Source organism: Streptomyces sp. NPDC037290 (assembly GCF_055603245.1).
In genome coordinates this window covers 245,464-269,121 of record NZ_JBVJVZ010000010.1, presented here as the reverse complement: position 1 = coordinate 269,121, position 23,658 = coordinate 245,464, and the positions used below count along the sequence as shown (strand labels likewise).

The 23,658-nt window shown below is 68.8% G+C and carries 23 protein-coding genes, 1 pseudogene and 2 riboswitches; of the genes and pseudogenes, 16 read left to right on the top strand and 8 right to left on the bottom strand.

The features are described 5' to 3' along the window. Positions 1-177: 177 nt before the first annotated feature. A complete protein-coding gene (locus ACZ7HQ_RS30920) occupies positions 178-840 on the top strand; it encodes an NADPH-dependent F420 reductase (protein ID WP_470996885.1) in 663 nt (220 codons plus the stop codon). 11 nt (positions 841-851) lie between these two features. Here the strand turns inward: ACZ7HQ_RS30920 and ACZ7HQ_RS30915 are convergent, their stop codons facing one another. Both ACZ7HQ_RS30915 and ACZ7HQ_RS30910 read right to left on the bottom strand, forming a co-directional pair. Continuing rightward, positions 852-1,406 carry a glycoside hydrolase family 25 protein gene (locus ACZ7HQ_RS30915; RefSeq protein ID WP_470996883.1) on the bottom strand — a complete coding sequence of 185 codons (555 nt, stop codon included), beginning with the start codon at positions 1,404-1,406 and terminating at the stop codon, positions 852-854. Positions 1,407-1,442: 36 nt separating this feature from the next. Then, positions 1,443-2,474 carry a phosphatidylinositol-specific phospholipase C domain-containing protein gene (locus ACZ7HQ_RS30910; RefSeq protein ID WP_470996880.1) on the bottom strand — a complete coding sequence of 344 codons (1,032 nt, stop codon included), beginning with the start codon at positions 2,472-2,474 and terminating at the stop codon, positions 1,443-1,445. Positions 2,475-2,707: 233 nt separating this feature from the next. Here ACZ7HQ_RS30910 and ACZ7HQ_RS30905 point away from each other — a divergent pair. From ACZ7HQ_RS30905 to ACZ7HQ_RS30885, 5 genes and pseudogenes are all read left to right on the top strand, one after another. After that, positions 2,708-2,893: pseudogene (locus ACZ7HQ_RS30905) on the top strand (RHS repeat-associated core domain-containing protein); the annotation flags it as partial. Positions 2,894-3,050: 157 nt separating this feature from the next. Then, entirely contained in the window at positions 3,051-3,635 is a 585-nt protein-coding gene (locus ACZ7HQ_RS30900; RefSeq protein WP_470996877.1) for a DinB family protein, read from the top strand. 77 nt (positions 3,636-3,712) lie between these two features. Next, on the top strand, positions 3,713-4,048 hold the full coding sequence (locus ACZ7HQ_RS30895) for a transposase (protein WP_470996988.1): 336 nt from the start codon (positions 3,713-3,715) through the stop codon (positions 4,046-4,048). Further along, complete coding sequence (locus ACZ7HQ_RS30890; protein WP_470996874.1) at positions 3,934-4,581, top strand: transposase; 648 nt, start codon at positions 3,934-3,936, stop codon at positions 4,579-4,581. Before ACZ7HQ_RS30895 ends, ACZ7HQ_RS30890 begins: the two co-directional genes overlap by 115 nt. Continuing rightward, entirely contained in the window at positions 4,559-5,359 is an 801-nt protein-coding gene (locus ACZ7HQ_RS30885; protein ID WP_470996871.1) for a colicin immunity domain-containing protein, read from the top strand. The genes ACZ7HQ_RS30890 and ACZ7HQ_RS30885 overlap by 23 nt, the downstream gene beginning before the upstream one ends. A 306-nt stretch (positions 5,360-5,665) precedes the next feature. Here ACZ7HQ_RS30885 and ACZ7HQ_RS30880 read toward each other — a convergent pair whose 3' ends face one another. From ACZ7HQ_RS30880 to gcvT, 5 genes are all read right to left on the bottom strand, one after another. Further along, positions 5,666-5,923 (bottom strand): hypothetical protein, encoded by a 258-nt coding sequence (locus ACZ7HQ_RS30880; protein ID WP_470996868.1) that lies wholly within the window; start codon positions 5,921-5,923, stop codon positions 5,666-5,668. Positions 5,924-6,221: 298 nt separating this feature from the next. Further along, entirely contained in the window at positions 6,222-7,589 is a 1,368-nt protein-coding gene (locus ACZ7HQ_RS30875; RefSeq protein ID WP_470996866.1) for an L-serine ammonia-lyase, read from the bottom strand. A gap of 68 nt (positions 7,590-7,657) precedes the next feature. Beyond that, on the bottom strand, positions 7,658-8,926 hold the full coding sequence (gene glyA / locus ACZ7HQ_RS30870; RefSeq protein ID WP_470996863.1) for a serine hydroxymethyltransferase: 1,269 nt from the start codon (positions 8,924-8,926) through the stop codon (positions 7,658-7,660). A gap of 14 nt (positions 8,927-8,940) precedes the next feature. Continuing rightward, positions 8,941-9,318 carry a glycine cleavage system protein GcvH gene (gcvH, locus tag ACZ7HQ_RS30865; protein WP_470996861.1) on the bottom strand — a complete coding sequence of 126 codons (378 nt, stop codon included), beginning with the start codon at positions 9,316-9,318 and terminating at the stop codon, positions 8,941-8,943. Positions 9,319-9,438: 120 nt separating this feature from the next. Next, on the bottom strand, positions 9,439-10,557 hold the full coding sequence (gcvT, locus tag ACZ7HQ_RS30860; RefSeq protein ID WP_470996858.1) for a glycine cleavage system aminomethyltransferase GcvT: 1,119 nt from the start codon (positions 10,555-10,557) through the stop codon (positions 9,439-9,441). Positions 10,558-10,601: 44 nt separating this feature from the next. Next, a riboswitch (glycine riboswitch) is annotated at positions 10,602-10,714 on the bottom strand. Further along, positions 10,715-10,812, bottom strand: a riboswitch (glycine riboswitch). A gap of 162 nt (positions 10,813-10,974) precedes the next feature. Between gcvT and ACZ7HQ_RS30855 the strand changes: the two genes are divergently transcribed. The 10 genes from ACZ7HQ_RS30855 (at position 10,975) to ACZ7HQ_RS30810 (ending at position 22,318) form a co-directional block, all read left to right on the top strand. Beyond that, the gene (locus tag ACZ7HQ_RS30855) at positions 10,975-11,637 is read left to right on the top strand and encodes a P-loop nucleotide/nucleoside kinase family protein (protein ID WP_470996855.1); all 663 of its coding nucleotides are present in this window, start codon (positions 10,975-10,977) and stop codon (positions 11,635-11,637) included. 86 nt (positions 11,638-11,723) lie between these two features. Then, positions 11,724-12,515: an enhanced serine sensitivity protein SseB gene (locus ACZ7HQ_RS30850; protein ID WP_470996852.1), complete on the top strand. Its 792-nt coding sequence runs from the start codon at positions 11,724-11,726 to the stop codon at positions 12,513-12,515. A gap of 170 nt (positions 12,516-12,685) precedes the next feature. Beyond that, entirely contained in the window at positions 12,686-13,462 is a 777-nt protein-coding gene (locus tag ACZ7HQ_RS30845) for an enhanced serine sensitivity protein SseB C-terminal domain-containing protein (protein WP_470996985.1), read from the top strand. Positions 13,463-13,731: 269 nt separating this feature from the next. Beyond that, positions 13,732-14,739, top strand: a complete 1,008-nt coding sequence (locus ACZ7HQ_RS30840; protein WP_470996849.1) for an ABC transporter permease — start codon at positions 13,732-13,734, stop codon at positions 14,737-14,739. A gap of 70 nt (positions 14,740-14,809) precedes the next feature. Continuing rightward, positions 14,810-16,597 carry an ABC transporter substrate-binding protein gene (locus ACZ7HQ_RS30835; protein ID WP_470996846.1) on the top strand — a complete coding sequence of 596 codons (1,788 nt, stop codon included), beginning with the start codon at positions 14,810-14,812 and terminating at the stop codon, positions 16,595-16,597. A gap of 109 nt (positions 16,598-16,706) precedes the next feature. Beyond that, positions 16,707-17,705: an ABC transporter permease gene (locus ACZ7HQ_RS30830; RefSeq protein ID WP_470996843.1), complete on the top strand. Its 999-nt coding sequence runs from the start codon at positions 16,707-16,709 to the stop codon at positions 17,703-17,705. After that, the gene (locus tag ACZ7HQ_RS30825; RefSeq protein ID WP_470996840.1) at positions 17,702-18,799 is read left to right on the top strand and encodes an ABC transporter ATP-binding protein; all 1,098 of its coding nucleotides are present in this window, start codon (positions 17,702-17,704) and stop codon (positions 18,797-18,799) included. The genes ACZ7HQ_RS30830 and ACZ7HQ_RS30825 overlap by 4 nt, the downstream gene beginning before the upstream one ends. A gap of 23 nt (positions 18,800-18,822) precedes the next feature. After that, positions 18,823-20,121 (top strand): ABC transporter ATP-binding protein, encoded by a 1,299-nt coding sequence (locus ACZ7HQ_RS30820; RefSeq protein ID WP_470996837.1) that lies wholly within the window; start codon positions 18,823-18,825, stop codon positions 20,119-20,121. A 98-nt stretch (positions 20,122-20,219) separates the two neighbouring features. After that, entirely contained in the window at positions 20,220-21,611 is a 1,392-nt protein-coding gene (locus tag ACZ7HQ_RS30815) for a M1 family metallopeptidase (protein WP_470996834.1), read from the top strand. 47 nt (positions 21,612-21,658) lie between these two features. Further along, positions 21,659-22,318, top strand: coding sequence for a trimeric intracellular cation channel family protein (locus tag ACZ7HQ_RS30810; protein ID WP_470996831.1), 660 nt, complete (start codon positions 21,659-21,661; stop codon positions 22,316-22,318). Here the strand turns inward: ACZ7HQ_RS30810 and ACZ7HQ_RS30805 are convergent. Next, positions 22,227-23,516: an alpha/beta hydrolase gene (locus ACZ7HQ_RS30805; protein WP_470996828.1), complete on the bottom strand. Its 1,290-nt coding sequence runs from the start codon at positions 23,514-23,516 to the stop codon at positions 22,227-22,229. The genes ACZ7HQ_RS30810 and ACZ7HQ_RS30805 overlap by 92 nt on opposite strands. Positions 23,517-23,658 lie beyond the last annotated feature (142 nt).

The window sequence follows — 23,658 nt, the reverse complement described above, 5'->3', positions numbered from 1 at the left end:
AGGAGCGCCACGCGTGCGGAGCCCTGCCTCCTGGGGGCAGGGCTCCGCACGTCACCGCGATCAGCTACGGCTGCCTGCTCACCGGATGGCCGCAGCGCCGGAATACCACCCGCACCGACAGGGTTGTCACCCACACAGACGCATGCACATGCATGAAAAGAGCCTGGAGGGCCTGTCATGAAGATCGGCATCATCGGCGCGGGGAACATCGGCGGCAACCTCACCCGGCGGCTCACCGCCCTCGGCCACGAGGTGTCCGTGGCCAACTCCCGCGGCCCCGAGACGCTCAAGGAACTGGCCGAGGAGACCGGCGCGACCCCCGTCCGGGCCGAGGAAGCGGCCGAGGGCGCCCAGGTCGTGGTCGTCACCGTCCCCCTCAAGGCGGTCCCGGACCTCCCCTCCGGCCTGCTGGCCGGCGCCGCCGAGGACGTGGCGGTGATCGACACCAACAACTACTACCCGCAACAGCGCGACGGCCGTATCGCGGCCATCGAGGACGAGGGCCTGACCGAGAGCCGCTGGGTCGAACGCCACCTCGGCCACCCGGTGATCAAGGCCTTCAACGGCACCTACGCCCAGGACATCCTGGACCGCCCCCGCCCTGCGGGCGACCCCGAGCGCCTCGCCCTCCCGGTCGCCGGCGACGACGCGCAGGCCAAGCGGACCGTCCGCGCCCTGATCGACGAACTCGGCTTCGACACGGTCGACGCGGGCGACATCGACACCTCCTGGCGCCAACAGCCCGGCACCCCGGTCTACGGCCTCCGCGCAGGAGTGGAGGCCGTCACAAAGGCCCTGTCGGACGCCTCCCCGCACCGCCCGGCGGACTTCCGGGGCTGAGCCCACAAGGCCTACGGCGTGGCCCACTCCTTCAGCGCGGCCTTGCTCGCGAAGTGGGCCACGTCCTGGTCGTGCGGCGTGCTGGTGTACTGGTGGAAGAGCCACTTCGCCTTGATGCGGGGCTTGCCGGCCGTGACGTAGTCGGCGATCCAGAGGCCGTCGCCCGCGTAGGAGGTGGTATCGACGTTCAGCCAGAAGTCGCGATTGCAGTAGAGCACGACCCGGTTGTGCGGCCGTAGCTCCTTCAGCTTGCGGATGAAGTGGTCCTTCTCCGCGTTGCTCGCGCGCGTTCCGTCGCCCGTGGTCTCCCAGTCGACCGCGAGGACGTCGCCGGCGCGCTCGGGGGCGTGCTGGACGAAGTACTCGGCCTGGGCGGTGAGGTCGCCCGGCCACAGGAAGTGGTAGAAGCCGACGACCAGCCCCGCGTCGCGGCCCCTCTTGGTCTGCGCGGTCAGCCGGGGGTTGACGTACGAACGGCCCTCCGTCGCCTTGATGAAGACGAAGGAGAGGCCGTCCGTGCCGTACGCGGAGGACTGGAATGCGCTTACGTCGATGCCATGCAGCATGCAGGAGTTGTGCCCCGTGCCGCCCGATCCGGAACCTCAGCCTCGGGTGGTCACCGAACTCAGCACCGACGCCGGCTTCGCCGACCAGTCGGAGGTGATGAGGCTCGCGTGGTCCTTGGCCAGCAGGACCAGCCGGGCGGCGACTTCGGCGTCCGTCGGGGTGGTGGAGGAGATGGCCGGCGACACGCTGTGGGCGTCGGTCATGATCGAGACGTAGTGGTTCGCGGAGTAGAACGCGGTGTCATAACCGCTGTTGACGTAGGTGGCGGCGTCACCGTCGAAGAACACGAACCAGGGCCGGATCGAGGCGTCGTAACGGCTGACGCGAGGGTCTGCGTTCGCGGCACCCAGCACGGCCGGGAACGCCTGCGCCTGGCCGATCTGCCCGGTCGCGTACAGGTCGCGCAGATGGTCGCCGTACTCCTGGTCCGTCCAGTAGTGGTCGAACGGGTTCGACTGCTCCACCGTGCCGGGGATCAGCTCGAAGAGGAACTTGCCCCTGAGGGAGTCGCGGGAGGGCCAGGCGTTCGCCTTGGCGGCGGCGTCCAGGGAGGAGTACGTCCCGCCCAGCAGATCGGCCGGCTTGTAGACGCTGTTGCCGAGCTTCTGGGAGACGAGCGTGTCGAACTCGTCCGGTCCCATGCCCGCGTTGTTGTTGAAGCCGACCTTCATCTCGACCTTGATCACGATCGGCGGGTGGTCGGGGTGGAGCTGGTTCCAGGCGGCCATGTTGTCCAGGCAGCTGCCGAGGTCCTGGTTGCGGCTCTTGCTGTACAGCTCGCCCGGTGTCTTCGCGGCCTCACAGTTGTTGTCGTTGCCCAGCGGGTTGCTGTGGCTGACCCGCCAGCGGTGACTGAGGCTGTCCACGTACACGTCCAGCTCCAGCAGCGAGGCGCCGGAGTCCAGCGCCTGGGCGAAGTACGTGTACTTGGCCTTGTCGTACGCGTTGTGCGTGCCGATGGCGGTGGTCTCGGAGAACTTCGGCGCCGCCGCGTGCGCGTTGCCCGGCCCCATCACCAGCAGAGCGGCGGCCCCCGCGAGTGCCGCGATCCGTCTCACTGCTCCCATTGCCCAACTCCCTTTTACTTCTGTCGAGTTGGCGGCAGCGTAGGAGTGAGCGGTTACTGCACGGTAGCCCCTGGAGGAACATCAACCACTTTCCGGCCCGGTGTGACGTTCGGGCCCGCCGCGTGGCAGCAGCCTGGATTCTGGGGCGCTCCGATAGATGGGGAGCCATGGGCAACGGCCCTGTACCTGGCGAGAAAGACACGTTCGCTACCTGGGGGCTTTCCCTCTGTGCACTGCACTACAACCACTTCCGGTACTACGACCCCGAAACAGGCACGTACCTGACCTCGGATCCGCTGGGTCTCGAGCCGGCACCCAATCCCAACAGCTACGTCGGCAACCCCCTCGCATGGGCCGACCCTCTGGGGCTCGCGCTCTGTGCCAAGGCCCAATGGGAGCAGAGAGCCGACTTCAGTAGCCAGAAGGTGATGAGTAAGAGGCTGTCTCACGTGGCAAGTTCCGCGAGCGTCATCAATAGCTCAGGGCGGTGGCCATGGCCGGGTCAGCGCTGCCGGTCATTGCGGTCCACATACGGGATCTTGAGGCCATGAGTAGCCCATGGCAGGCTCATGACGCATGATCGATGAATTCGCGAAGGGCACCCTGCACGGGCGACTGCGGCGGGACCGCAAGGCGCTGCTCTGGAAGCTCGACGGCCTCTCCGAATACGACGCCCGCCGACCTTTGACAGTGACCGGGACCAACCTCCTCGGCCTGGTCAAACACGTGGCCAGCGTCGAGGCCAGGTATTTGGGCGAGGTCTTCGACCGGCCGTCCCCAGAGCCGCTGCCCCGGTGGCAGGACCACGACGGCAGCGATCTGTGGGCGGCTGAGGACGAGGCACGCGATCAGATCATCGAGTCCTACCGGCGCACGTGGGAACACTCAGACGCGACGATCGACGAGCTTGCCCTCGATGCCCCGGGCCACGTGCCGTGGTGGCCAGAGCCTTATGCCAACACGAACCTGTTCGCCATCCTGGTGCACGTCCTCGGCGAGACCAACCGGCATGCCGGGCACGCCGACATCTTGCGCGAAGGCGTGGACGGCCGAACCGGGATGCGCCCCGAACACGAGATGCAGATCGATGAGGACGCCCGCACCGCCTACTGCGCGATGATCGAGCAGGCAGCCAGATCGGCCGCATCAATCGAGGCATAGAAAGCTATCCCCAGTGACTTGAAGCCTGATGTTCGAGCGGCATGATGCCCGCCGTGAGTGCTGATCTGTCGTAGCGTCTGGTTCCTGATGCGCTCTGGAGGCTGGTCGCCCCGTTACTGCCGTCGTTCGCGGCTCGACCGCAAGGTGGCGGGACCGCTCCGCGCGACCAGCGGGCCGTGTTCGCCACAGTGGTGTACGTGCTGACCAGCGGCTGTGCCTGGCGGCATCTGCCGCCGACGTTCGGCACGTCCTCCGCCACCTCGCATCGCCGCTTCACGGTATGGACCGAGGTCGGCCTGTGGCGGCGGCTGCATCGGGCGGTGCTGGACGAAATCGAGGTCCGGGGCGAAGCGGACTGGACCCCGGCGATCGTCGACGCGGCCTCCGTTCGCGCCAAAAGGAGGGATCGCTGACAGGGCCGAACCCGGTCGATCGCGGCAAGAAGGGCAGCAAGCTGCACGTGCTGTCCGATGCTCAGGGCATGCCTCTCGCCGTCGCCGTGTCAGGTGCAAACATGCACGACAGTTTCGCCCTCAAGCCGCTCATCCTCGGCATCCCCGCAGTCCGGTCCCGCCGGGGGCCACGGCGGCGCCGGCCCGTCAAACTCCGCGCAGACAAGGCGTACTTCTCCGCCGAACACCCCATCTGGCTGCGCGAGCGCAGGCTCGTCGCGCGCATCGCGCGGCCAGGCATCGAGTCCGGCGAACGCCTCGGTCGGCACCGCTGGAAGATCGATAGGAAGTACGACAGCCACGCGCAGGACTTCGGCGTCGCTGGAAGTCGGAACAAACAGACTCTTGCTCAGTTCCAGCAGGCCATGCGAGACCACATGCTCGCCCCGGACACCAAGATGTACCGGTACGACTACCGAGGGCAGGAACAGGCGTGGGCTCCGAAAGGGCTTCCTTACGTAAGGACCTGCAGTGCAGCAGATCAAGAATCGTGACGTCCTCGAGACCGTCCTCTCCGATACCGGGAACTTCCGCGAGGACTGGCTCGCACGAGTCCAGGCCATCTCGGTCGCTCCGCTGGCCGCGCACCTCCCACCGGGGCGAGACACTGTTGAGCGACTGGCGGCGGGAGCGCGGGGGACTGGTTCCGCAGCTGTTTTCGGGGCGCCGCTCGCTGAGAGGTTCGCCGAGTGGCCAGTGGTCACCGGGCCAGCCGAACCGGACGCGCTCCTCGCTGTCAGCGCACAGTGGCCGGGCACGCCAGGCTTGTTGCTGGTCGCGGACAATTTCCTGGGGGCTGTGCTGTGCCAAGGCGGCTACGCTCTGGCAGCAGGAAGCCCGGAGTTCATGAGAGGTGCTGTGGCCGAGGGTACTGACAGGGCCCGGGCGGAATTCCAGCGCTACGCTCGCAGAAGCCCCGCGGGCGAAGTGGAACTCTCTGTTGTCTCCAGCCACTACCCTCCGCAGACCAGGGCGTTCAAGTCGGCCGGGGAAAGCTCCGCTACCAGTCATACCGGGCAACAGATCGATCTGATGCGCTCTCTCGCGTCCCGTTCGATCGACGGCCCCTCCTTCGCCAGACGGTGGCTCGACGAGCGGCGCCGGGGCATGGACGCGGGCGAGCGTATGAGCGGGGCTTTGGAGAACGCGCTGGACGAGGTCTTCTATGCATTGGAGGACTACAGCATCGATCCTGACCTCAGAGACCCGGACGACCTGACCGATGAGGAACTACGGGACCGAGTGGCCGCCGTACTGGACCGTTTGACGTGAGCTGCTCGGCGGGAAGAGTGTCAGCGACCACGCGGCCGTGTCTCTTCCGAACGAGGAGACGTAGATGATGATGGGCCGGCTCGGCGGGTCTCCGACTCTTTTCGTGTCTCCCGGGCATCTGCGGTTTCCGGACGCTGTCATGGGGGCGGCCGCCGCCGTCATCCTTGGCCGGCTCCGCTTCCGTGGGCTCCAGTTCGGAGACGCCGTCCGTGGTGGCTGACGCCGCCTTGCGTACGCGTTCCACCGCGTCCAGGTGCTTGCCGACCTCGCCCTCGAACAGCTCGGCGAGCTCCTCCGGGGACTTCTTCACCAGCCCGGCCAGGAGGGCCCGGCTCGCTCGAGGTGGTCGATCTTGGTCCTGGCCTCCTTGCGTTCCGCCACCAGTACCGCGATGTCGGTCGTCGAGTTGAGCAGGTCCAGCCGCCACTTCGCGTAGTCCGGACCTTTGCCGGACATCTCCGCGCGGCGCTCCGCCGTGTGACCGAACCCGACCAGGTCGGCGTACGCCTGCGTCTTCTCCATGACCGTCGTGTCCACGCGGCTGACGTCCTCGGAGATGCTCATGATGAACGCCTGCCCGTCGTCGACGCTCTTGATCGCGTCGAGGGTGTGCTTGTGGCCGTGCCGGCCGGCTGCGCCCAGCAGCTTGCCGGCATGGCGTGCTTCGACGAGGGTGACGGGGCTTCCCTCGCCGGAAGCCGGGGAGGCCGTCCGCCGCGACTCGACATGCAGTGAATACCGCGAACCCTCAGGTCAGCGGTCGATTCTCTGGCGTCTTCCCGGGGATTTTCCGCCGCGTAGGCAGGGAAGGCCCCGGCAGCGCCGAGAACACGGACGCGCTGGTCAGGGCCTGCCTACTTCCTCAGCACTCGATGATGTTCACAGCCAGCCCACCCCGAGCCGTCTCCTTGTACTTCACCGACATGTCCGCGCCGGTGTCCTTCATGGTCTTGATGACCTTGTCGAGGGACACCTTGTGGGAGCCGTCGCCGCGCATGGCCATCTTGGCGGCGGTGACCGCCTTCACCGCGGCCATGCCGTTGCGCTCGATGCACGGGATCTGGACCAGGCCGCCGACCGGGTCGCAGGTCAGGCCGAGGTTGTGTTCCATGCCGATCTCGGCGGCGTTCTCGACCTGCTCGGGGGAGCCGCCGAGGACCTCGGCGAGGGCGCCCGCGGCCATGGAGCAGGCGGAGCCGACCTCGCCCTGGCAGCCGACCTCGGCGCCGGAGATGGAGGCGTTCTCCTTGAAGAGCATGCCGATCGCGCCGGCGGCCAGAAGGAAGCGGACCACTCCGTCCTCGTCGGCACCGGGCACGAAGTTGATGTAGTAGTGCAGGACCGCCGGGATGATGCCGGCCGCGCCGTTCGTGGGGGCCGTCACCACGCGCCCGCCCGCCGCGTTCTCCTCGTTCACCGCCATCGCGTAGAGCGTGATCCACTCCATGGCGTGGGCCAGCGGGTCGCCCTCGGCGCGCAACTGGCGGGCCGAGACGGCCGCGCGGCGGCGGACCCGCAGACCGCCCGGCAGGATGCCCTCACGGGACATGCCGCGCTGCACGCACTCGCGCATCACCCGCCAGATCTCCAGCAGGCCCGCCCGGATCTCCTCCTCGGTGCGCCAGGCCCGCTCGTTCTCCAGCATCAGGGAGGAGATCGACAGGCCGGTGTCCTTCGTCAGGCGCAGCAACTCGTCGCCGGTGCGGAAGGGGTACTTCAGGACCGTGTCGTCCAGCTTGATCCGGTCCGCGCCGACCGCGTCCTCGTCCACGACGAAACCGCCGCCGACCGAGTAGTACGTCTTGGAGAGCAGCTCCGCGCCGCTCGCGTCGTACGCCCATATCGTCATGCCGTTGGCGTGGTACGGCAGTGCCTTGCGCCGGTGCAGGACCAGGTCGTCGTCGAAGGAGAACGGGATCTCGTGCTCGCCGAGGAGCGTGAGGCGGCCCGCCGTCTTGATCCCCTCCACCCGCTCGTCGGCGGTCTCCACGTCCACCGTGCGCGGCGAGGCGCCCTCCAGGCCGAGCAGGACCGCCTTGGGGGTGCCGTGGCCGTGGCCGGTCGCGCCGAGGGAGCCGTACAGCTCGCAGCGCAGTGACGCCACGGAGCCGAGCAGCTCCTCGTTGCGCAGGCGGCGTGCGAACATGCGCGCCGCACGCATCGGGCCGACCGTGTGGGAGCTGGACGGGCCGATGCCGATCGAGAACAGGTCGAAGACCGAGATGGCCACGGTCACTCCTCAAGAAGGCAGTACAGGGGGTGGTGGGGCACCCGTCCTCCGGGTGCCCCGCCGGGGACTTACTTGTTCAGGCCCGCGTACAGCGGGTGCTTGTCGGCGAGCGCCTTCACGCGCGCCTTGAGGGCCTCGGCGTCGTAGGACGGCTTCAGCGCCTCGGCGATCACGTCCGCGACCTCGGCGAAGTCCTCGGCCGTGAAGCCGCGGGTCGCCAGGGCGGGCGTGCCGATCCGGAGGCCCGACGTCACCATCGGGGGCCGCGGGTCGTTCGGGACCGCGTTGCGGTTGACCGTGATGCCGACCTCGTGGAGGCGGTCCTCGGCCTGCTGCCCGTCCAGCTCGGACTCGCGCAGGTCCACCAGGATCAGGTGCACGTCCGTGCCGCCGGACAGCACGTTCACGCCGGCCTCACGCGCGTCCGCCGCCGTCAGGCGCTCGGCGAGGATGCGCGCACCCTCCACCGTACGACGCTGGCGCTCCTTGAACTCCTCCGAGGCGGCGACCTTGAAGGAGACCGCCTTCGCCGCGATCACGTGCTCCAGGGGACCGCCCTGGAAGCCCGGGAAGACGGCCGAGTTCAGCTTCTTCGCGAAGTCCTTGCCACGGGCGAGGATGATGCCGCCGCGCGGACCGCCCAGCGTCTTGTGGGTGGTGGAGGTGACCACGTCGGCGTACGGCACCGGGTTCGCGTGCAGACCGGCCGCGACCAGGCCCGCGAAGTGCGCCATGTCGACCCACAGGTAGGCCTCGACCTCGTCGGCGATCCGGCGGAAGGCGGCGAAGTCCAGCTCACGCGGGTACGCCGACCAGCCGGCGATGATCACCTTCGGGCGGTGCTCCTTGGCGAGGCGCTCGACCTCGGCCATGTCGACCAGGCCGGTCTCGGCGTCCACGTGGTAGGCGACCACGTTGAACTGCTTGCCGGAGAAGTTCAGGCGCATGCCGTGGGTCAGGTGGCCGCCGTGGGCGAGGTCCAGTCCGAGGATGGTGTCCCCGGGCTGGGCCAGCGCGAACAGGGCCGCCTGGTTGGCGGAGGCCCCGGAGTGGGGCTGCACGTTGGCGTACTCGGCGCCGAACAGCTCCTTGATCCGGTCGATGGCGATCTGCTCGGCGACGTCCACGTGCTCGCAGCCGCCGTAGTAGCGGCGGCCCGGGTAGCCCTCGGCGTACTTGTTGGTCAGCACCGAGCCCTGCGCCTCCATCACCGCGAGCGGCGCGAAGTTCTCGGAGGCGATCATCTCCAGCGTGGACTGCTGGCGACCGAGCTCGGCGTCGACCGCGGCGGCGATCTCCGGGTCCAGCTCGTGCAGGGGCGTGTTCAGGACGGTCATGGGGCTACGACTCCTCAGCCGGCGTTCTGGGCGGTGTACTCGTCGGCGGAGAGCAGGTCGGCCGGCTCCTCCGTGACGCGCACCTTGAACAGCCAGCCGCCCTCGAAGGGGGCCGAGTTCACCAGCGACGGGTCGTTGACGACGTCCTCGTTGATCTCGGTGACCTCACCGCTGACCGGCGAGTACAGGTCGGAGACCGACTTGGTCGACTCCAGCTCGCCGCAGGTCTCGCCCGCGGTCACCGTGGAGCCGACGTCGGGCAGGTCGGCGTAGACCACGTCGCCGAGCGCGTTGGCCGCGAACTCGGTGATGCCGACCGTCGAGACGCCGTCCTCGGCGGCCGACAGCCACTCGTGCTCCTTGCTGTAGCGCAGCTGCTGGGGGTTGCTCATGGCCTGAATTCTCCTGTACGCGCGGGAGTGCTGGTGAGGGGGGACTGCTGGAGACGTGCGTGAGCAGCGGTGATGTGCCCGACGTCACTTTCACAGGTACGACTCAGAGGTACGACGGTGTCACTTCTGGCGCTTGTAGAAGGGCAGCGCCACGACCTCGTACGGCTCGTGGCTGCCCCGGATGTCCACGCCGACGCCCTCGGTGCCCGGCGCCGCGTGCGCCGCGTCGACGTACGCCATGGCGATCGGCTTGCCCAGGGTGGGGGAGGGGGCGCCGGAGGTGACCTCGCCGATCACCTCGCCGCCCGCGACGACGGCGTACCCGGCGCGCGGGACGCGGCGGCCCTCGGCGACCAGGCCGACCAGGACGCGCGGCGGGTTCTCCTGCGCGCGGGCGGCGGCCCGCTGGAGCGCCTCGCGGCCGACGAAGTCGCCCTCCTTCTCGAACTTCACCACCCGGCCGAGCCCGGCGTCGAAGGGGGTGAGCGAGGTGGTCAGCTCGTGCCCGTACAGCGGCATGCCCGCCTCCAGGCGCAGCGTGTCCCGGCAGGACAGGCCGCACGGGACCAGGCCGGCGCCCTCGCCGGCCTTGGTCAGGGCCTGCCACAGCTCCACGGCGTGCTCCGGCTTCACGAACAGCTCGAAGCCGTCCTCGCCGGTGTAGCCGGTGCGGGCGATCAGCGCGGGGACACCGGCGACCGTGCCGGGCAGGCCGGCGTAGTACTTCAGGCCGTCCAGGTCGGCGTCGGTCACCGACTTCAGGATGCCGGGGGACTGCGGGCCCTGGACGGCGATCAGCGCGTACGCGTCCCGGTCGTCACGGACCTCGGCGTCGAAGCCGGCGGCGCGCTCGGTCAGGGCGTCCAGCACCACCTGGGCGTTGGAGGCGTTGGCGACCACCATGTACTCGGTCTCGGCGAGCCGGTAGACGATCAGGTCGTCCAGGATGCCGCCGTCGGCCTGGCAGATCATGGTGTAGCGGGCGCGGCCGACGCCGACGGAGGCGATGTTGCCGACCAGGGCGTGGTCGAGGAGGGCGGCCGCGCCGGCGCCGGTGACGGTGATCTCGCCCATGTGGGAGAGGTCGAAGAGACCCGCCTTCGTGCGCACGGCGACGTGCTCGTCGCGCTCGGAGCCGTAGCGCAGGGGCATGTCCCAGCCGGCGAAGTCGGTCATCGTCGCACCGAGCGAGCGATGCACGGCATCGAGCGCGGTGTGACGGAGTTCAGTGCTGCTCATCGGTCGGTCGTCTCCCAGGGCAACAGGGATGGGGCGAGGAACGTTCCTCCCCATCTGTCATCGGAACCTGAGAGGTTCGCCAGGACCGCCACGGGGACGATCACGGCTTGCACCTTGGGTGGGGCCACTGTCGCAGCGGCCCGCTTTTCAGATGTGCCTCGCCCGCGCGGTAACGGGGCCTGAGAGATTCAAGGGAGGGACTTGCTCCTTCGGCGCCCCAGCGAAGGCTGCTGGGGACTCTCCCGCGCGGATTCAAACGGCCGGTATGCAGTTGGCGGGCACATCATTGCACGGCGTGCGGGCTTTTGTAACCGACCTGTGGCAGGACGCGGACCCCGTCGCCAACAGCGTCCATTACCTTCTCTTTACGGATCGCGGGAATGACGATGACCGAGCCGACAGGGGAGGACGATCACGGTGAACAGGACCCCGGTGTACGCCACCGTCACCACCGGCATCGCTGTGCCGAGGCAGCGCCGGGCCCCCGTCCCCGCTCCCGCCCCGGCCCCGGTCGTCCGTGACCTGCGCGACCGTGCCGGGCACGGCCCGCGCGCCCTGGTCTTCGGGCCCCGCGACCTCGCCGTGATCACCGGCCTGCCCGGCAGCGGCAAGTCCACCCTGATGGGGCGCGCGGTCGCCGGTCACCGCATCGACTCGCAGGACACCCGCGACCGCTTCGCGGCCCGCCTGCCCCGCGCGCTCCCGTACGCGCTGTACCGCCCCCTGGTCCGCCTCGCCCACTACGCCGGGCTGCGCCGCGCCCTGCGCAGCGGGGAGGGCGTCGTCGTCCACGACTGCGGCACCCAGCCCTGGGTGCGCGCCTGGCTCGCCCGCGAGGCCCGCCGCCGCGGCGGCACCCTGCACCTGCTCCTGCTCGACGTGGCACCCGAGACGGCCCGTGGCGGCCAGCGCGAGCGCGGCCGGGGCGTCTCCCGCTACGCCTTCCGCCGCCACCGCCGTACGACCGCCCGGCTGCTCGACGCGGTCGAGCGGGGCGAGCTGCCCGCGGGCTGCGGATCGGCGGTGCTGCTGGACCGCGCGGCCGCGGACGTCCTGCAGCGGATCGAGTTCACCGGGTGAGGCAGATCGCGTTCGGAGGGTGAGGGGCTGTCACAGGTACCCGCTAGCCTTCTTGCTCACAGTGGTTCCCAGCAGGCGGTAGGCAGATGGACTTCCCGGCGGACATTCCCGCGGACTTCCCGGCACAGGCGCACCCCCAGCCCCACGGCGGCTGGCCCGGCAACGAGCTGGAGGAGGTGCTCTCGGCCTCCCTCGGCATACCCGCCGCGGCCGGCCGGATCCTCGAGGTCCTGGGCCGCAGCCTGCTGTGGATCCCGCTGCCGAGCGGCGGCGGCCCGGACAGCGGCCCGCTGGACCTGCCCACGCTGGACATCGGCGGCCAGACGTACGTCCCGGTGTTCAGCTCCGAGGAGCAGCTGCGCCAGGCGGCCGGCTCCCACATGTCGTACACGATCGCCCCCGCCGTGGAGTTCGCCCGCGGTCTGCCCCCGCAGGCCGGCATCCTGGTGAACCCCGACGCCCTGGTCGGCATCCCGCTCCCGCCCGAGGCGGTGGCCGAGCTGTGCCGCGCCGGCCGCACCCCGCTCGACGGCCCGGGCACCGGCGGCCGGGTCCGTCTCTTCGAACCCGACTGGCAGGACGACCCGGTCGACTTCCTCTCCGCCGCGTCCGCCGAGTTCGCCGAGACCGGTGTCGTCCTCACCGCCCGCCGCTGCCTGGCCGCCATCGAGACGGCCGACCCGGTCATGTTCGTGGGCGTGGAACTCTCCCAGTGGGAAGGCGACCTGCGGACCCTTCCCATGCAGGCCCTCGGCCGGGCCCTGGGCAAGGTCCCGGTCACATGGCCGGTCAACCTCGTCCTCCTGGACGTGACGGACGACCCGGTGGCCGAATGGCTGAAGTCGAACGTCCGGCCCTTCTATCTGCACGGTCACTGAGTTCGCCCGGGGGGCGCGGGGAACCGCGCGAGTACCACCCACGCATCCGCACCCGCGCACGCACCCAGGACCCCGGGCTACTGGGCGCTTAAGCTGTCCCCACACACGGGGGCACGAAAAAGAGAAGGGCACGACAGGTGAGCGCGAGCCACAGCGGCAGCGTCGAGCACATGCTGCGCCAGGTCACCCCCGGCCGCTACGACGCCTACGAGGCCCTGCTGCGCGCCCTCGCCACCCCGTCCTCCGGCCAGATCTGGATGCTGCTGTGGCACGGCCAGGCCGGCTCCCCGGACGCCCAGTACGGAAACATGGAGGTCGACGGCTTCCAGTACGCCCCCTGCGTCACCTCCGCCCAGGAACTCTCGGCCAGCGGCTGGAACCGGTCGTACGAGGTCGTCGACGGACTCGACGTGGCCCGCACCCTCTACCCCGACCACTACGGCCTCTGGCTCAACCCGCACGCCCAGGGCGGCGGCGTCGGCATCCCCTGGCTGGACCTGCGCCGCATCGCGACGGGCCTGGACCGCCAGCCCGCAGGACCACTCCGGCTGACCGAACCCGGCATCGAGATCCCGCAGTTCTACGCTCTGCTCGCGCAGAACGCCCACCGCACCCCGGCCCTGCGCTCCCTGCGCCGCGCCTGGGTGCAGCCGGCGCTCGGTGCGCCGTACCTCTCCATCGGCCTGGACGTGTACGACACCTCGCCGGCCGCGGTCGACTCGGTGCGCGCGATGATGCAGCAGTCCGTCGGCGCGGTCCCGGAGGGCCTGCCGGTGTCGACGGTCGCGATGACCGACGACTACGACCCGGTCGTGATGTGGATGCGGGCCAACGCCCGCCCGTTCTACGACCGTGAGGCCCACGCCGCCCCCCAGCCCCAGCTCCAGGCCTCCCCCCAGGCGCCGGCCACCGGCTACGGCTATCCACCGGTGCCCGGACGCTACTGACCTGCACATAAGGGCCATAAGGCCCTTTCTCCACGGCGGTCCGTCCCCTCCTCACCGTCCGTTCGCCGCAACTCCCTGTCCGTATAACAGGAAACGCCTGCTTGCATCACGGTTGCGCATCCATTCCACGTCAAGGCTGGCGGCTGATCGCGCAAGCGTTGAAGACTCCCCCTTCAAGGGGTTCGCCCCTGTGTACGACGGACTGTTTGATGCCGCTACCAGCGGCAAGTGCGGGCCGGCTACCGCCGGTTGAGAGGGGTCCCAGCCTGATGACGGCACCATTGCACGAGCCGACCGCGGAAGCGGCCCCGGGTGCGGCAGAGGAAGCGGCGGTCGCGGCCACCGACGCGAAGGCCGTTCAGGGCCGTTCCCTGGGCCGGATCGCCTGGGAACGCCTCAAGCGGGACAAACTTGCCCTGACGGGCGGCGTCGTCGTGCTCCTCCTCATCGTGATCGCGTTGCTCGCACCGGTGATCACGAGCCTCGTCGGCCAGGACCCGGACGTCTATCACGAGAGCATGATCGATCCGCTGTTCGGCACCCCCAAGGGCTCCCTGGGCGGCATCAGCGGCGACCATCTGCTCGGCGTCGAACCGGTCAACGGCCGCGACATCTTCGCGCGCATCGTCTACGGTGCCCGGATCTCGCTGCTCGTCGGCTTCCTGTCCGCGGTCGTCGCGGTCGTGCTGGGCACCGTCCTCGGCATCCTGGCCGGCTTCTTCGGCGGCTGGGTCGACTCGGTCATCAGCCGGGTGATGGACGGCCTGCTCGCCTTCCCCCAGCTCCTGTTCATCATCAGCCTGGTCTCGGTGATGCCCAACCAGATGCTGGGACTGACCGGCACGGGCGTGCGCCTGCTCGTGATGATCCTGGTCATCGGCTTCTTCGGCTGGCCCTACATCGGACGTGTGGTCCGCGGGCAGACCCTCTCGCTGCGCGAACGCGAGTACGTCGAGGCGGCCCGCTCCCTCGGTGCCGGGCAGTTCTACATCCTCTTCAAGGAACTGCTGCCCAACCTCGTGGCGCCCATCATCGTGTACACGACGATGATGATCCCGACCAACATCCTCACCGAGGCCGCGCTCAGCTTCCTGGGTGTGGGCGTCAAGCCGCCTACGGCTTCCTGGGGTCAGATGCTGTCCAACGCGATCGACTACTACGACTCGGATCCCATGTACATGGTGGTTCCTGGCGTGGCGATCTTCATCACCGTGCTCGCCTTCAACCTCTTCGGTGACGGCGTGCGCGACGCGCTGGACCCCAAGGGCTCCCGCTGAACTGCCGTACCACAAGCGACCCGTGGCACCTGGCACGGGGTCTCTCATCTAATCCGGAGGATCCGAGATCGTGACTACCCAACGCACCTCAGGGCGGCGCAAGCAGGCCATGGCCGCTGCCGTAGTGGTCGCCGGGCTGCTGACCACGGCGGCGTGCGGCGGTGGCAAGGACGACAGCGGCAAGAACGGTGCGGCCGGCTTCGACGCCGCCAACAACAAGGTCGCCCAGGCTTCGCTCGCGAAGAAGGGCGGCGAGCTGAAGTTCGCCAGCGCCCAGGACGCCGACTCGTGGGACACCACCCGCGGTTATTACGGCATGGCGTGGAACTTCATGCGCTACTACAGCCGTCAGCTGGTCACCTACAAGACCGAGCCGGGTCAGACCGGTGCCGAGGTGCAGCCGGACCTCGCCACCGACATGGGCAAGGTCTCGGCCGACAAGAAGACCTACACGTTCACCCTGCGTGACGGCATCACGTGGGAGGACGGCAAGCCGGTCACCTCCAAGGACGTCAAGTACGGCATCGAGCGCATCTGGGCGCAGGACGTCCTGTCCGGCGGCCCGACGTACCTGAAGAACGTGCTCGACCCCAAGAACGCCTACCAGGGTCCGTACAAGGACAAGGCCGCGGACCACCTGGGCCTGAAGGCGATCGACACGCCGGACGACAAGACGATCGTCTTCCATCTGCCGCAGGCCAACTCGGACTTCCTGCAGATGCTGGCGCTGCCGTCGGCGTCCCCGGTCCGCCAGGACCAGGACACCAAGTCCAAGTACGCGCTGCACCCGTTCTCCTCGGGCCCGTACAAGTTCCAGGCGTACGAGCCGGGCAAGGACCTCGTCCTGGTCCGCAACACCAGCTGGAAGCAGTCCTCGGACCCGGTCCGCAAGGCGTACCCGGACAAGATCAGCATCAAGTTCTTCACCAACGCCAACGACATGGACCAGCGCCTGATCGCGGGCGACTACGACCTGGACCTGAACCAGACCGGCATGTCGCCGCAGGGCCGCACCGTGGCCCTGAAGGAGCACAAGGGCAACCTGGACAACCCGGTCTCCGGCTACATCCGTTACGCGGTGTTCCCGCAGAGCGTGAAGCCGTTCGACAACATCCACTGCCGCAACGCCGTCATCTACGGTGCGGACCACGTGTCGCTGCAGACCGCGCGTGGTGGCCCCATCGCCGGTGGTGACATCGGCACCAACATGCTGCCGCCGTCCGTCCCGGGCGCCGAGGGCCAGAAGTACGACCCGTTCCAGATCGCCGGCGCGAACAAGAACGGCAACGTGGCCAAGGCCAAGGAGGAGCTGAAGGCCTGCGGCAAGCCGAACGGCTTCAGCACCACCATCGCCGTCCGCAACAACAAGCCGGTCGAGGTGGCCACCGCCGAGTCCCTCCAGGCGTCGCTGAAGAAGATCGGCGTCAACGTCCAGATCGACCAGTACGACGGCTCGCAGACCACCGGCATCATCGGTAGCCCCTCGAACGTGAAGAAGAAGGGCTACGGCATCATCATCATGGGCTGGGGTCCGGACTTCCCGACCGTCCAGGGTTACGGCCTGCCGCTGTGGAACAGCAAGTACATCGAGCAGAGCGGCAACAACAACTACGCCCTGATCAAGGACAAGACGATCGACGGGCTGTTCGACCAGTACGTCAAGGCGACCAGCCCGACCCAGCAGGCCGGCATCGCCCAGCAGCTCAACCACAAGGTCATGGAGGGCGGCTACTACCTGCCGTTCACCTTCGAGAAGTTCATCAACTGGCGCTCCTCGCGACTGGCCAACGTGTACACGACGAACGCGTACAGCGGTATGTACGACTTCGTCAACCTGGGCCTGAAGTCCTCGAAGTAACCCCGGCACACCCGCCGTACGGCACGAAAGGCAGGTGAAGGCCGGCGCGGCGTGACCGCGGGCCCCCGGACGACCTCCGGGGCCCGCGGTCCGCGGCGGGCCGTAAGCTGTGCTCGCTTACCTCATCAGGCGGCTGTTCGCCGCCGCAGTGATGCTGGTGGTCATCATCACGGTGGTCTTCTGCATCTTCTTCGTCGTCCCCAAGTGGGCGGGCGTCGACATCGCCACGAGCTTCGTCGGCAAGCAGGCCGACCCGGCCGCCGTCGCGGCGGTCCGGGAGAAGCTGGGTCTGGGCGACCCGGTCTACGTCCAGATCTGGGAGTTCTTCAAGGGCATCTTCGTGGGCCGTACCTACTCGGCCGGCGGCGATGTCACCCACTGCGCGGCGCCGTGCTTCGGCTACTCCTTCCGCAGTGAGCAGGCCGTGTGGCCGGTGCTGACCGACCGCTTCCCGGTGACCCTGGGTCTCGCGCTCGGCGCGGCCGTGCTGTGGCTGGTCTTCGGTGTCGCGGCGGGTGTCCTCTCCGCCCTCAAGCGGGGCAGCCTGTGGGACCGCGGCGCGATGGTCGTCGCGCTCGGCGGTGTCTCGCTGCCGATCTACTTCACCGGTCTGCTGTCGCTGGCCATCTTCAGCTACGGCCTGAACCTGATCGACGCCCAGTACGTCCCGCTCAGCTCGAGCTTCACGGGCTACTTCGGCGGCATGATCCTTCCGTGGATCACGCTGGCCTTCCTCTACGCGGCGATGTACGCGCGCATCACCCGCGCCACCATGCTGGAGATCCTCGGTGAGGACTACATCCGCACGGCGCGTGCCAAGGGCCTCAAGGAACAGGTCGTCATCGGCAAGCACGCCATGCGCTCCACGATGACCCCCATCCTGACCATGCTCGGCATGGACCTCGGCGCCCTCATCGGCGGCGCGATCCTGACCGAGACCACGTTCAGCCTGCCCGGCCTCGGCCAGAAGGTGCTGGACGCGATCAAGAACCAGGACCTCCCCTTCATCCTCGGTGTCACCCTGATCACCTCCCTCGCGGTGCTGATCGCCAACCTCGTGGTGGACATCCTGTACGCCGTGATCGACCCCCGAGTGAGGCTCTCATGACCGAACTCAGCAAGACCGGAGCGGCCGTGGGCGAGCCCACCAGCTCCTCGCCCGCGTCGACCTCCTTCCTGGAGGTGCGCGACCTGAAGGTGCACTTCCCGACCGACGACGGTCTGGTGAAGTCCGTCGACGGGCTCAGCTTCCAGCTGGAGAAGGGCAAGACCCTCGGCATCGTGGGCGAGTCGGGCTCCGGCAAGTCCGTGACCTCGCTCGGCATCATGGGCCTGCACACCGCCGGCCAGTACGGCAAGCGCAAGGCGCAGATCTCCGGTGAGATCTGGCTGAACGGCACCGAGCTGCTCTCCGCCGACCCCGACCACGTGCGCAAGCTGCGCGGCCGGGAGATGGCGATGATCTTCCAGGACCCGCTGTCGGCGCTGCACCCGTACTACACGATCGGCGCCCAGATCGTGGAGGCCTACCGGACCCACCACGACGTCGACAAGAAGACCGCCAAGCGCCGTGCGGTCGAGATGCTCGACCGCGTGGGCATCCCGCAGCCGGACAAGCGGGTGGACAACTACCCGCACGAGTTCTCCGGCGGTATGCGCCAGCGCGCCATGATCGCCATGTCGCTCGTGAACAACCCCGAGCTGCTGATCGCGGACGAGCCGACCACCGCGCTCGACGTGACGGTCCAGGCGCAGATCCTGGACCTCATCCGCGACCTGCAGAAGGAGTTCGGCTCCGCGGTCATCATCATCACCCACGACCTGGGCGTCGTCGCCGAACTGGCCGACGACATCCTGGTGATGTACGGCGGCCGCTGCGTCGAGCGCGGTCCGGCCGAGAAGGTGTTCTACGAGCCCCGCCACCCCTACACCTGGGGTCTGCTCGGCTCGATGCCGCGCCTGGACCGCGACCAGCAGGAGCGCCTCATCCCGGTCAAGGGCTCCCCGCCCTCGCTGATCAACGTGCCGTCCGGCTGCGCCTTCAACCCGCGCTGCCCGTACGCCGACGTCCCGAAGGACAACCTGACCCGCACGGTCCGCCCGGAGCTGACCGGGGTCGGTGACAACCACTGGGCCGCCTGCCACATGTCGCAGGAGCAGCGGGAACGGATCTGGACCGAAGAGATTGCGCCGAAGCTGTGAGTGAGAAGGCCAAGGACGAGGCAGTGAGCATCCCTGCCCAGAGCGACGGCGACGGCGTGGCCGAGGAGACCTCCGGTACGGCCACCCTCACCAAGGACGCCGCGCCCGGCGAGACCCTGCTGAAGGTGACCGGGCTGCAGAAGCACTTCCCCATCAAGAAGGGCCTGTTCCAGCGGCAGGTCGGGGCCGTGCGTGCGGTCGACGGCATCGACTTCGAGGTCCGCTCCGGTGAAACCCTCGGTGTCGTGGGCGAGTCGGGCTGCGGCAAGTCGACGATGGGCCGGCTGATCACCCGGCTGCTCGAACCGACCGCCGGCAGCATCGAGTTCGAGGGCAAGGACATCACGCACCTCGGCGTGAGCGGCATGCGTCCCATGCGCCGCGACGTGCAGATGATCTTCCAGGACCCGTACTCGTCGCTGAACCCGCGCCACACCATCGGCACGATCATCGGGGCCCCGTTCCGGCTCCAGGGCGTCGAGCCCGAGGGCGGCATCAAGAAGGAAGTGCAGCGGCTGCTGTCGGTGGTCGGCCTCAACCCCGAGCACTACAACCGCTACCCGCACGAGTTCTCCGGCGGTCAGCGCCAGCGCATCGGCATCGCCCGCGCGCTCGCCCTGAAGCCGAAGCTGGTCGTCGCGGACGAGCCGGTCTCCGCGCTGGACGTGTCGATCCAGGCGCAGGTCGTGAACCTCATGGACGACCTCCAGGAGGAACTCGGCCTGACGTACGTGATCATCGCGCACGACCTCTCGGTCGTCCGGCACGTCTCGGACCGCATCGCGGTGATGTACCTCGGCAAGATCGTCGAACTCGCCGACCGGGACGCGCTGTACAAGGCGCCGATGCACCCGTACACCAAGGCGCTGATGTCGGCGGTGCCGATCCCGGACCCGAAGCGGAAGAACGCGAAGAGCGAGCGCATCCTGCTCAAGGGCGACGTGCCCTCGCCGATCTCGCCGCCCTCGGGCTGCCGCTTCCACACCCGGTGCTGGAAGGCGACGGAGATCTGCAAGACCACCGAGCCCGCGCTCCTGGAGCTGAGGCCGGGTCAGCGGGTCGCCTGCCACCACCCGGAGAACTTCGCGGACCAGGCTCCGCAGGACACGGTCCTGCTGACCGCCGCGAAGGAGGCGGCCGAGCTGGTCGCCGACGAGGTCCTCGCGGAGTCGGCCGAGACGTCGGCGGCGGTGGCGGCGGTGCTGGCGGAGGAGACGGCCGAGGAGGCAGCCGAGCCGGCGGCCGAGGAGGCTGCCGAAGCGTCCGAGTCCGAGCCCGGTGCCGCGTCTGGTTCCGAGTCCCAGGAGTCAACCGACAAGTAGCGCATGACAACTGGGCAAAGTCATGTACATGCCCGAGCGGGAGAGTGCACAGTCGTCCGTGTCCGGCCATTGATCGGCACGCTGGAAAGGGACGACTGATGGCACTCTCCCGTTCGGCACGTCTGGGGACCCTCGCGACCGCGGTGGCCTCCTTATTCCTCATCGCCGCGGCCCCAGCCCCCACCCAGGGCGCCCCCGGCATCGGCGACTCCTACTTCCCGCGGCTCGGCAACGGCGGCTTCGACGCGCTGCACTACGACCTCGACGTCGCCTACGCCCCCGGCACCGGCCGCCTGGACGGCCGTACCACCCTCACCGCCCGCGCCACGCAGAACCTGTCCTCCTTCGACCTGGACCTGCAGCAGCTGGACGTCAGCTCCGTCGCGGTCGACGGCAGACGCGCCACGTTCACGCGCGACGGGGACGAACTCGTCATCACCCCGCGGCACAGCCTCGCCCGGGGCCGGCACTTCCGGGTGACCGTCACCTACGGCGGCACACCCCAGCCCCTCGGCGGGCCCATCGTGTTCGGCTCCAAGTACGGCTGGATGAAGACCGCCGACGGCGTCTTCGTCGCCTGTGAACCCAACGCCGCCTCCACCTGGTTCCCGTCCAGCGACCACCCCTCCGACAAGGCCACCTACGACATCCGGATCAGGGCGCCGAAGGGCCTGACCGCCGTCTCCAACGGCCGGCTGCTGTCGACGCACGACAAGGGCGGCTCGACGTACACCCACTGGCGCGAGTCGAAGCCGATGGCGACCTACCTCGCGACCGCGACCATCGGGAAGTTCGACGTGCGCACCGGCCGCACCCCGGGCGGCATCCCGGTCTACGTCGCTGTCGACCCGGTGCTGAAGAACAGCAACAAGGTCGACGTGTACGCCGTGACCGCCGCCGCGACCGACTACTGGTCGCGGGTGTTCGGGCCGTACCCGTTCGAGGAGACCGGCGCCATCGTGGACGACATGCCCGAGGCCGGGTTCTCGCTGGAGGTGCAGAGCAAGCCCGCCTACTCGGCCGTGCGCAACGAGTCGACCATCGTGCACGAGCTGGCCCACCAGTGGTTCGGCGACTCGGTGAGCGTGCGCCGGTGGAAGGACATCTGGCTGAACGAGGGCTTCGCCAGCTACGCCCAGTGGCTGTGGGCCGAACACAAGGGCACCCGCTCGGCGCACGACTCCTTCCTCGCCGCCTACGACGCCATCGCGGCCGACTCGTCCTTCTGGAAGGTCAAGGTCGCCGACCCGCAGCGCGACACGATGTTCGCCTCCGCCGTCTACCAGCGCGGCGCGATGACGCTCCAGGTGCTCCGCGAGCGCATCGGCGACAAGGCCTTCTTCAGGCTGCTCCCCGCCTGGACCGCTCTCCACCGGTACGGCAACGCGAACACCGCCGACTTCATCCGCCTCGCCGAGCGCGTCAGCGGGAAGCAACTGGACGACCTGTTCGACACCTGGCTGTTCACCACAGGGAAACCCTCCCTGTGAGCCTGGCTTTGTAAGGTTCACGCCCGGCGACAGGTGAGAATACCGAGGTGCAGCTCCAGCAACTCTTCAGTCCCTCCGTCCAGCACACGCTCGATGTCGTCGGCATCTTCGTGTTCGCGATCTCCGGCGCCCTGCTGGCCGTCCGGAAGAACTTCGACGTGTTCGGCATCGCCGTGCTCGCCGAGGTCACCGCGCTGGGCGGAGGGCTGTTCCGCGACCTGGTCATCGGCGCCGTGCCCCCGGCCGCCTTCACCGACCTCGGGTACTTCGTCACCCCGCTGCTCGCCGCACTGGTCGTGTTCTTCCTGCACCCGCACGTGGAGCGCATCCAGGCGGCGGTGCTGGTCTTCGACGCGGCCGGACTCGGCCTGTTCTGCGTCAGCGGTACGACGAAGGCGTACAGCTACGGCCTCGGTCTGACCGCGTCGGCGACGCTCGGGCTCGCCACCGCGGTGGGCGGCGGTGTGCTGCGCGACGTGCTCGCCAACGAGGTGCCCTCACTGCTGCGCTGGGACCGCGACCTGTACGCGGTCCCAGCGATGGTCGGCGCCACGATGGTGGTGCTGTGCATTCGCTACGACGCCCTGACCCCCCTCACCAGTGGGCTCGCCGCCGTCACGGCTTTCGTGCTGCGCCTGCTCGCGATGCGGTTCCACTGGCGAGCTCCGCGCGCGTGGAACCGCCGGTCGACGGTGACCGAGGGGTAGTGCCGGTGGTTCCGGCGGCGTTCCCGGTAAGAGAACCCGCGGTTCCGGTAAGAGAACGGTCCTGGCCCTTGGCGCGGTTCTGGCCCATCTGCAGCGTCAGCCAGCGGAACACCGTGTCGACCTGGGGCCGCCACAGCGCCATGTTGTGGCCGCCCGCACTGCGTGGCAGGAACACCACGTGCACGGTCGTCGGTGCCTTGGCGATGGACTCCAGCGCCATACCCGCCTGGTAGCCGTCGCCGGACTCGCCGGAGACGTAGAGCGCGATCGGCGGCGGCACGGCCCGCTTCTTCAGCAGCAGGTAGGGGTTGTTCTCGGCGCGCAGGGTCGGGCTCTGTGCGGCGAGGGAGTTGCGTTCGCCGATCGGGTCGTTGTAGCCGGACAGGCTCACCGCGGCCCGGTAGCGGTCGGGGTGCGCCACGGCCAGCTTGACCGCGCAGTGGGCGCCCGCCGAGTACCCGGCCACGGCCCAGCCCTTCGGTGCCGGCTGGGCGCGGAAGTTGTCCGTGACCATCTTCGGCACGTCGATGCTGAGCCAGGTGTCGGCGTTGACCTGACCGGGGATGTTCGCGCAGCCGGTGTCCACGCCGGCCAGCAGGTTGGTGCGCGGGGCGACCAGGATGAAGGGCGCCACCTGACCGCTCTGCATGAGCGGCAGCAGCTGCTCGTGCGTCTTCATGGAGCCGAACCAGGCCTTCGCCGAACCGGGGTAGCCCGGCAGCAGCTCCACCACCGGGAACTTCTTGTTGCGGTAGGCCGGGTCGTTGTACTGCGGCGGCAGCCAGACGTAGACCTCGGCGTTCACGCCCGAGACCCGGCCCTTGAGCTGGGTGACGCGCACTCCGCCGGCCGCCTGCATGCCGGGCCCGCTGGCCGCCGTGAAGGTCTGCTTGACCTTGGGCAACCGTTTCACCGCTATGCCGCCGGTGCCGTCCCGGCCCAGGTCCTGGGCCTGCTGGACGTGGTTGCCGGTGCCGAGCAGATCGGCCCAGTTGTCGTACAGGTTGTTCTGGTTGTTGACCAGAACGAAGATCAGTGTGACGGCGGTGCCCTGGGCGAACAGCAGCATCAGCACGCGGGCCGCGGCACGCAGGGCCTTGGGCCCGCGCACCCGCGACCACAGGACGAGCGGCAGTATCAGTGCAACCACGGCCAGCACGATGGTCGTGTAGAGGAACGGAGTCCCGGTGAGGCTCATGTCCCCATAGAGGGGAATCAGGGGTTCGAGGTTGTGGACGAGTCGGGGCACTTACCGAGAAATTGCCGGAACCTCACCCGACAGAGGGATCTGATGGCCTGCGGTTGACTGGGCGACTCCCTGAAAAGCTACCGCTTAGTAA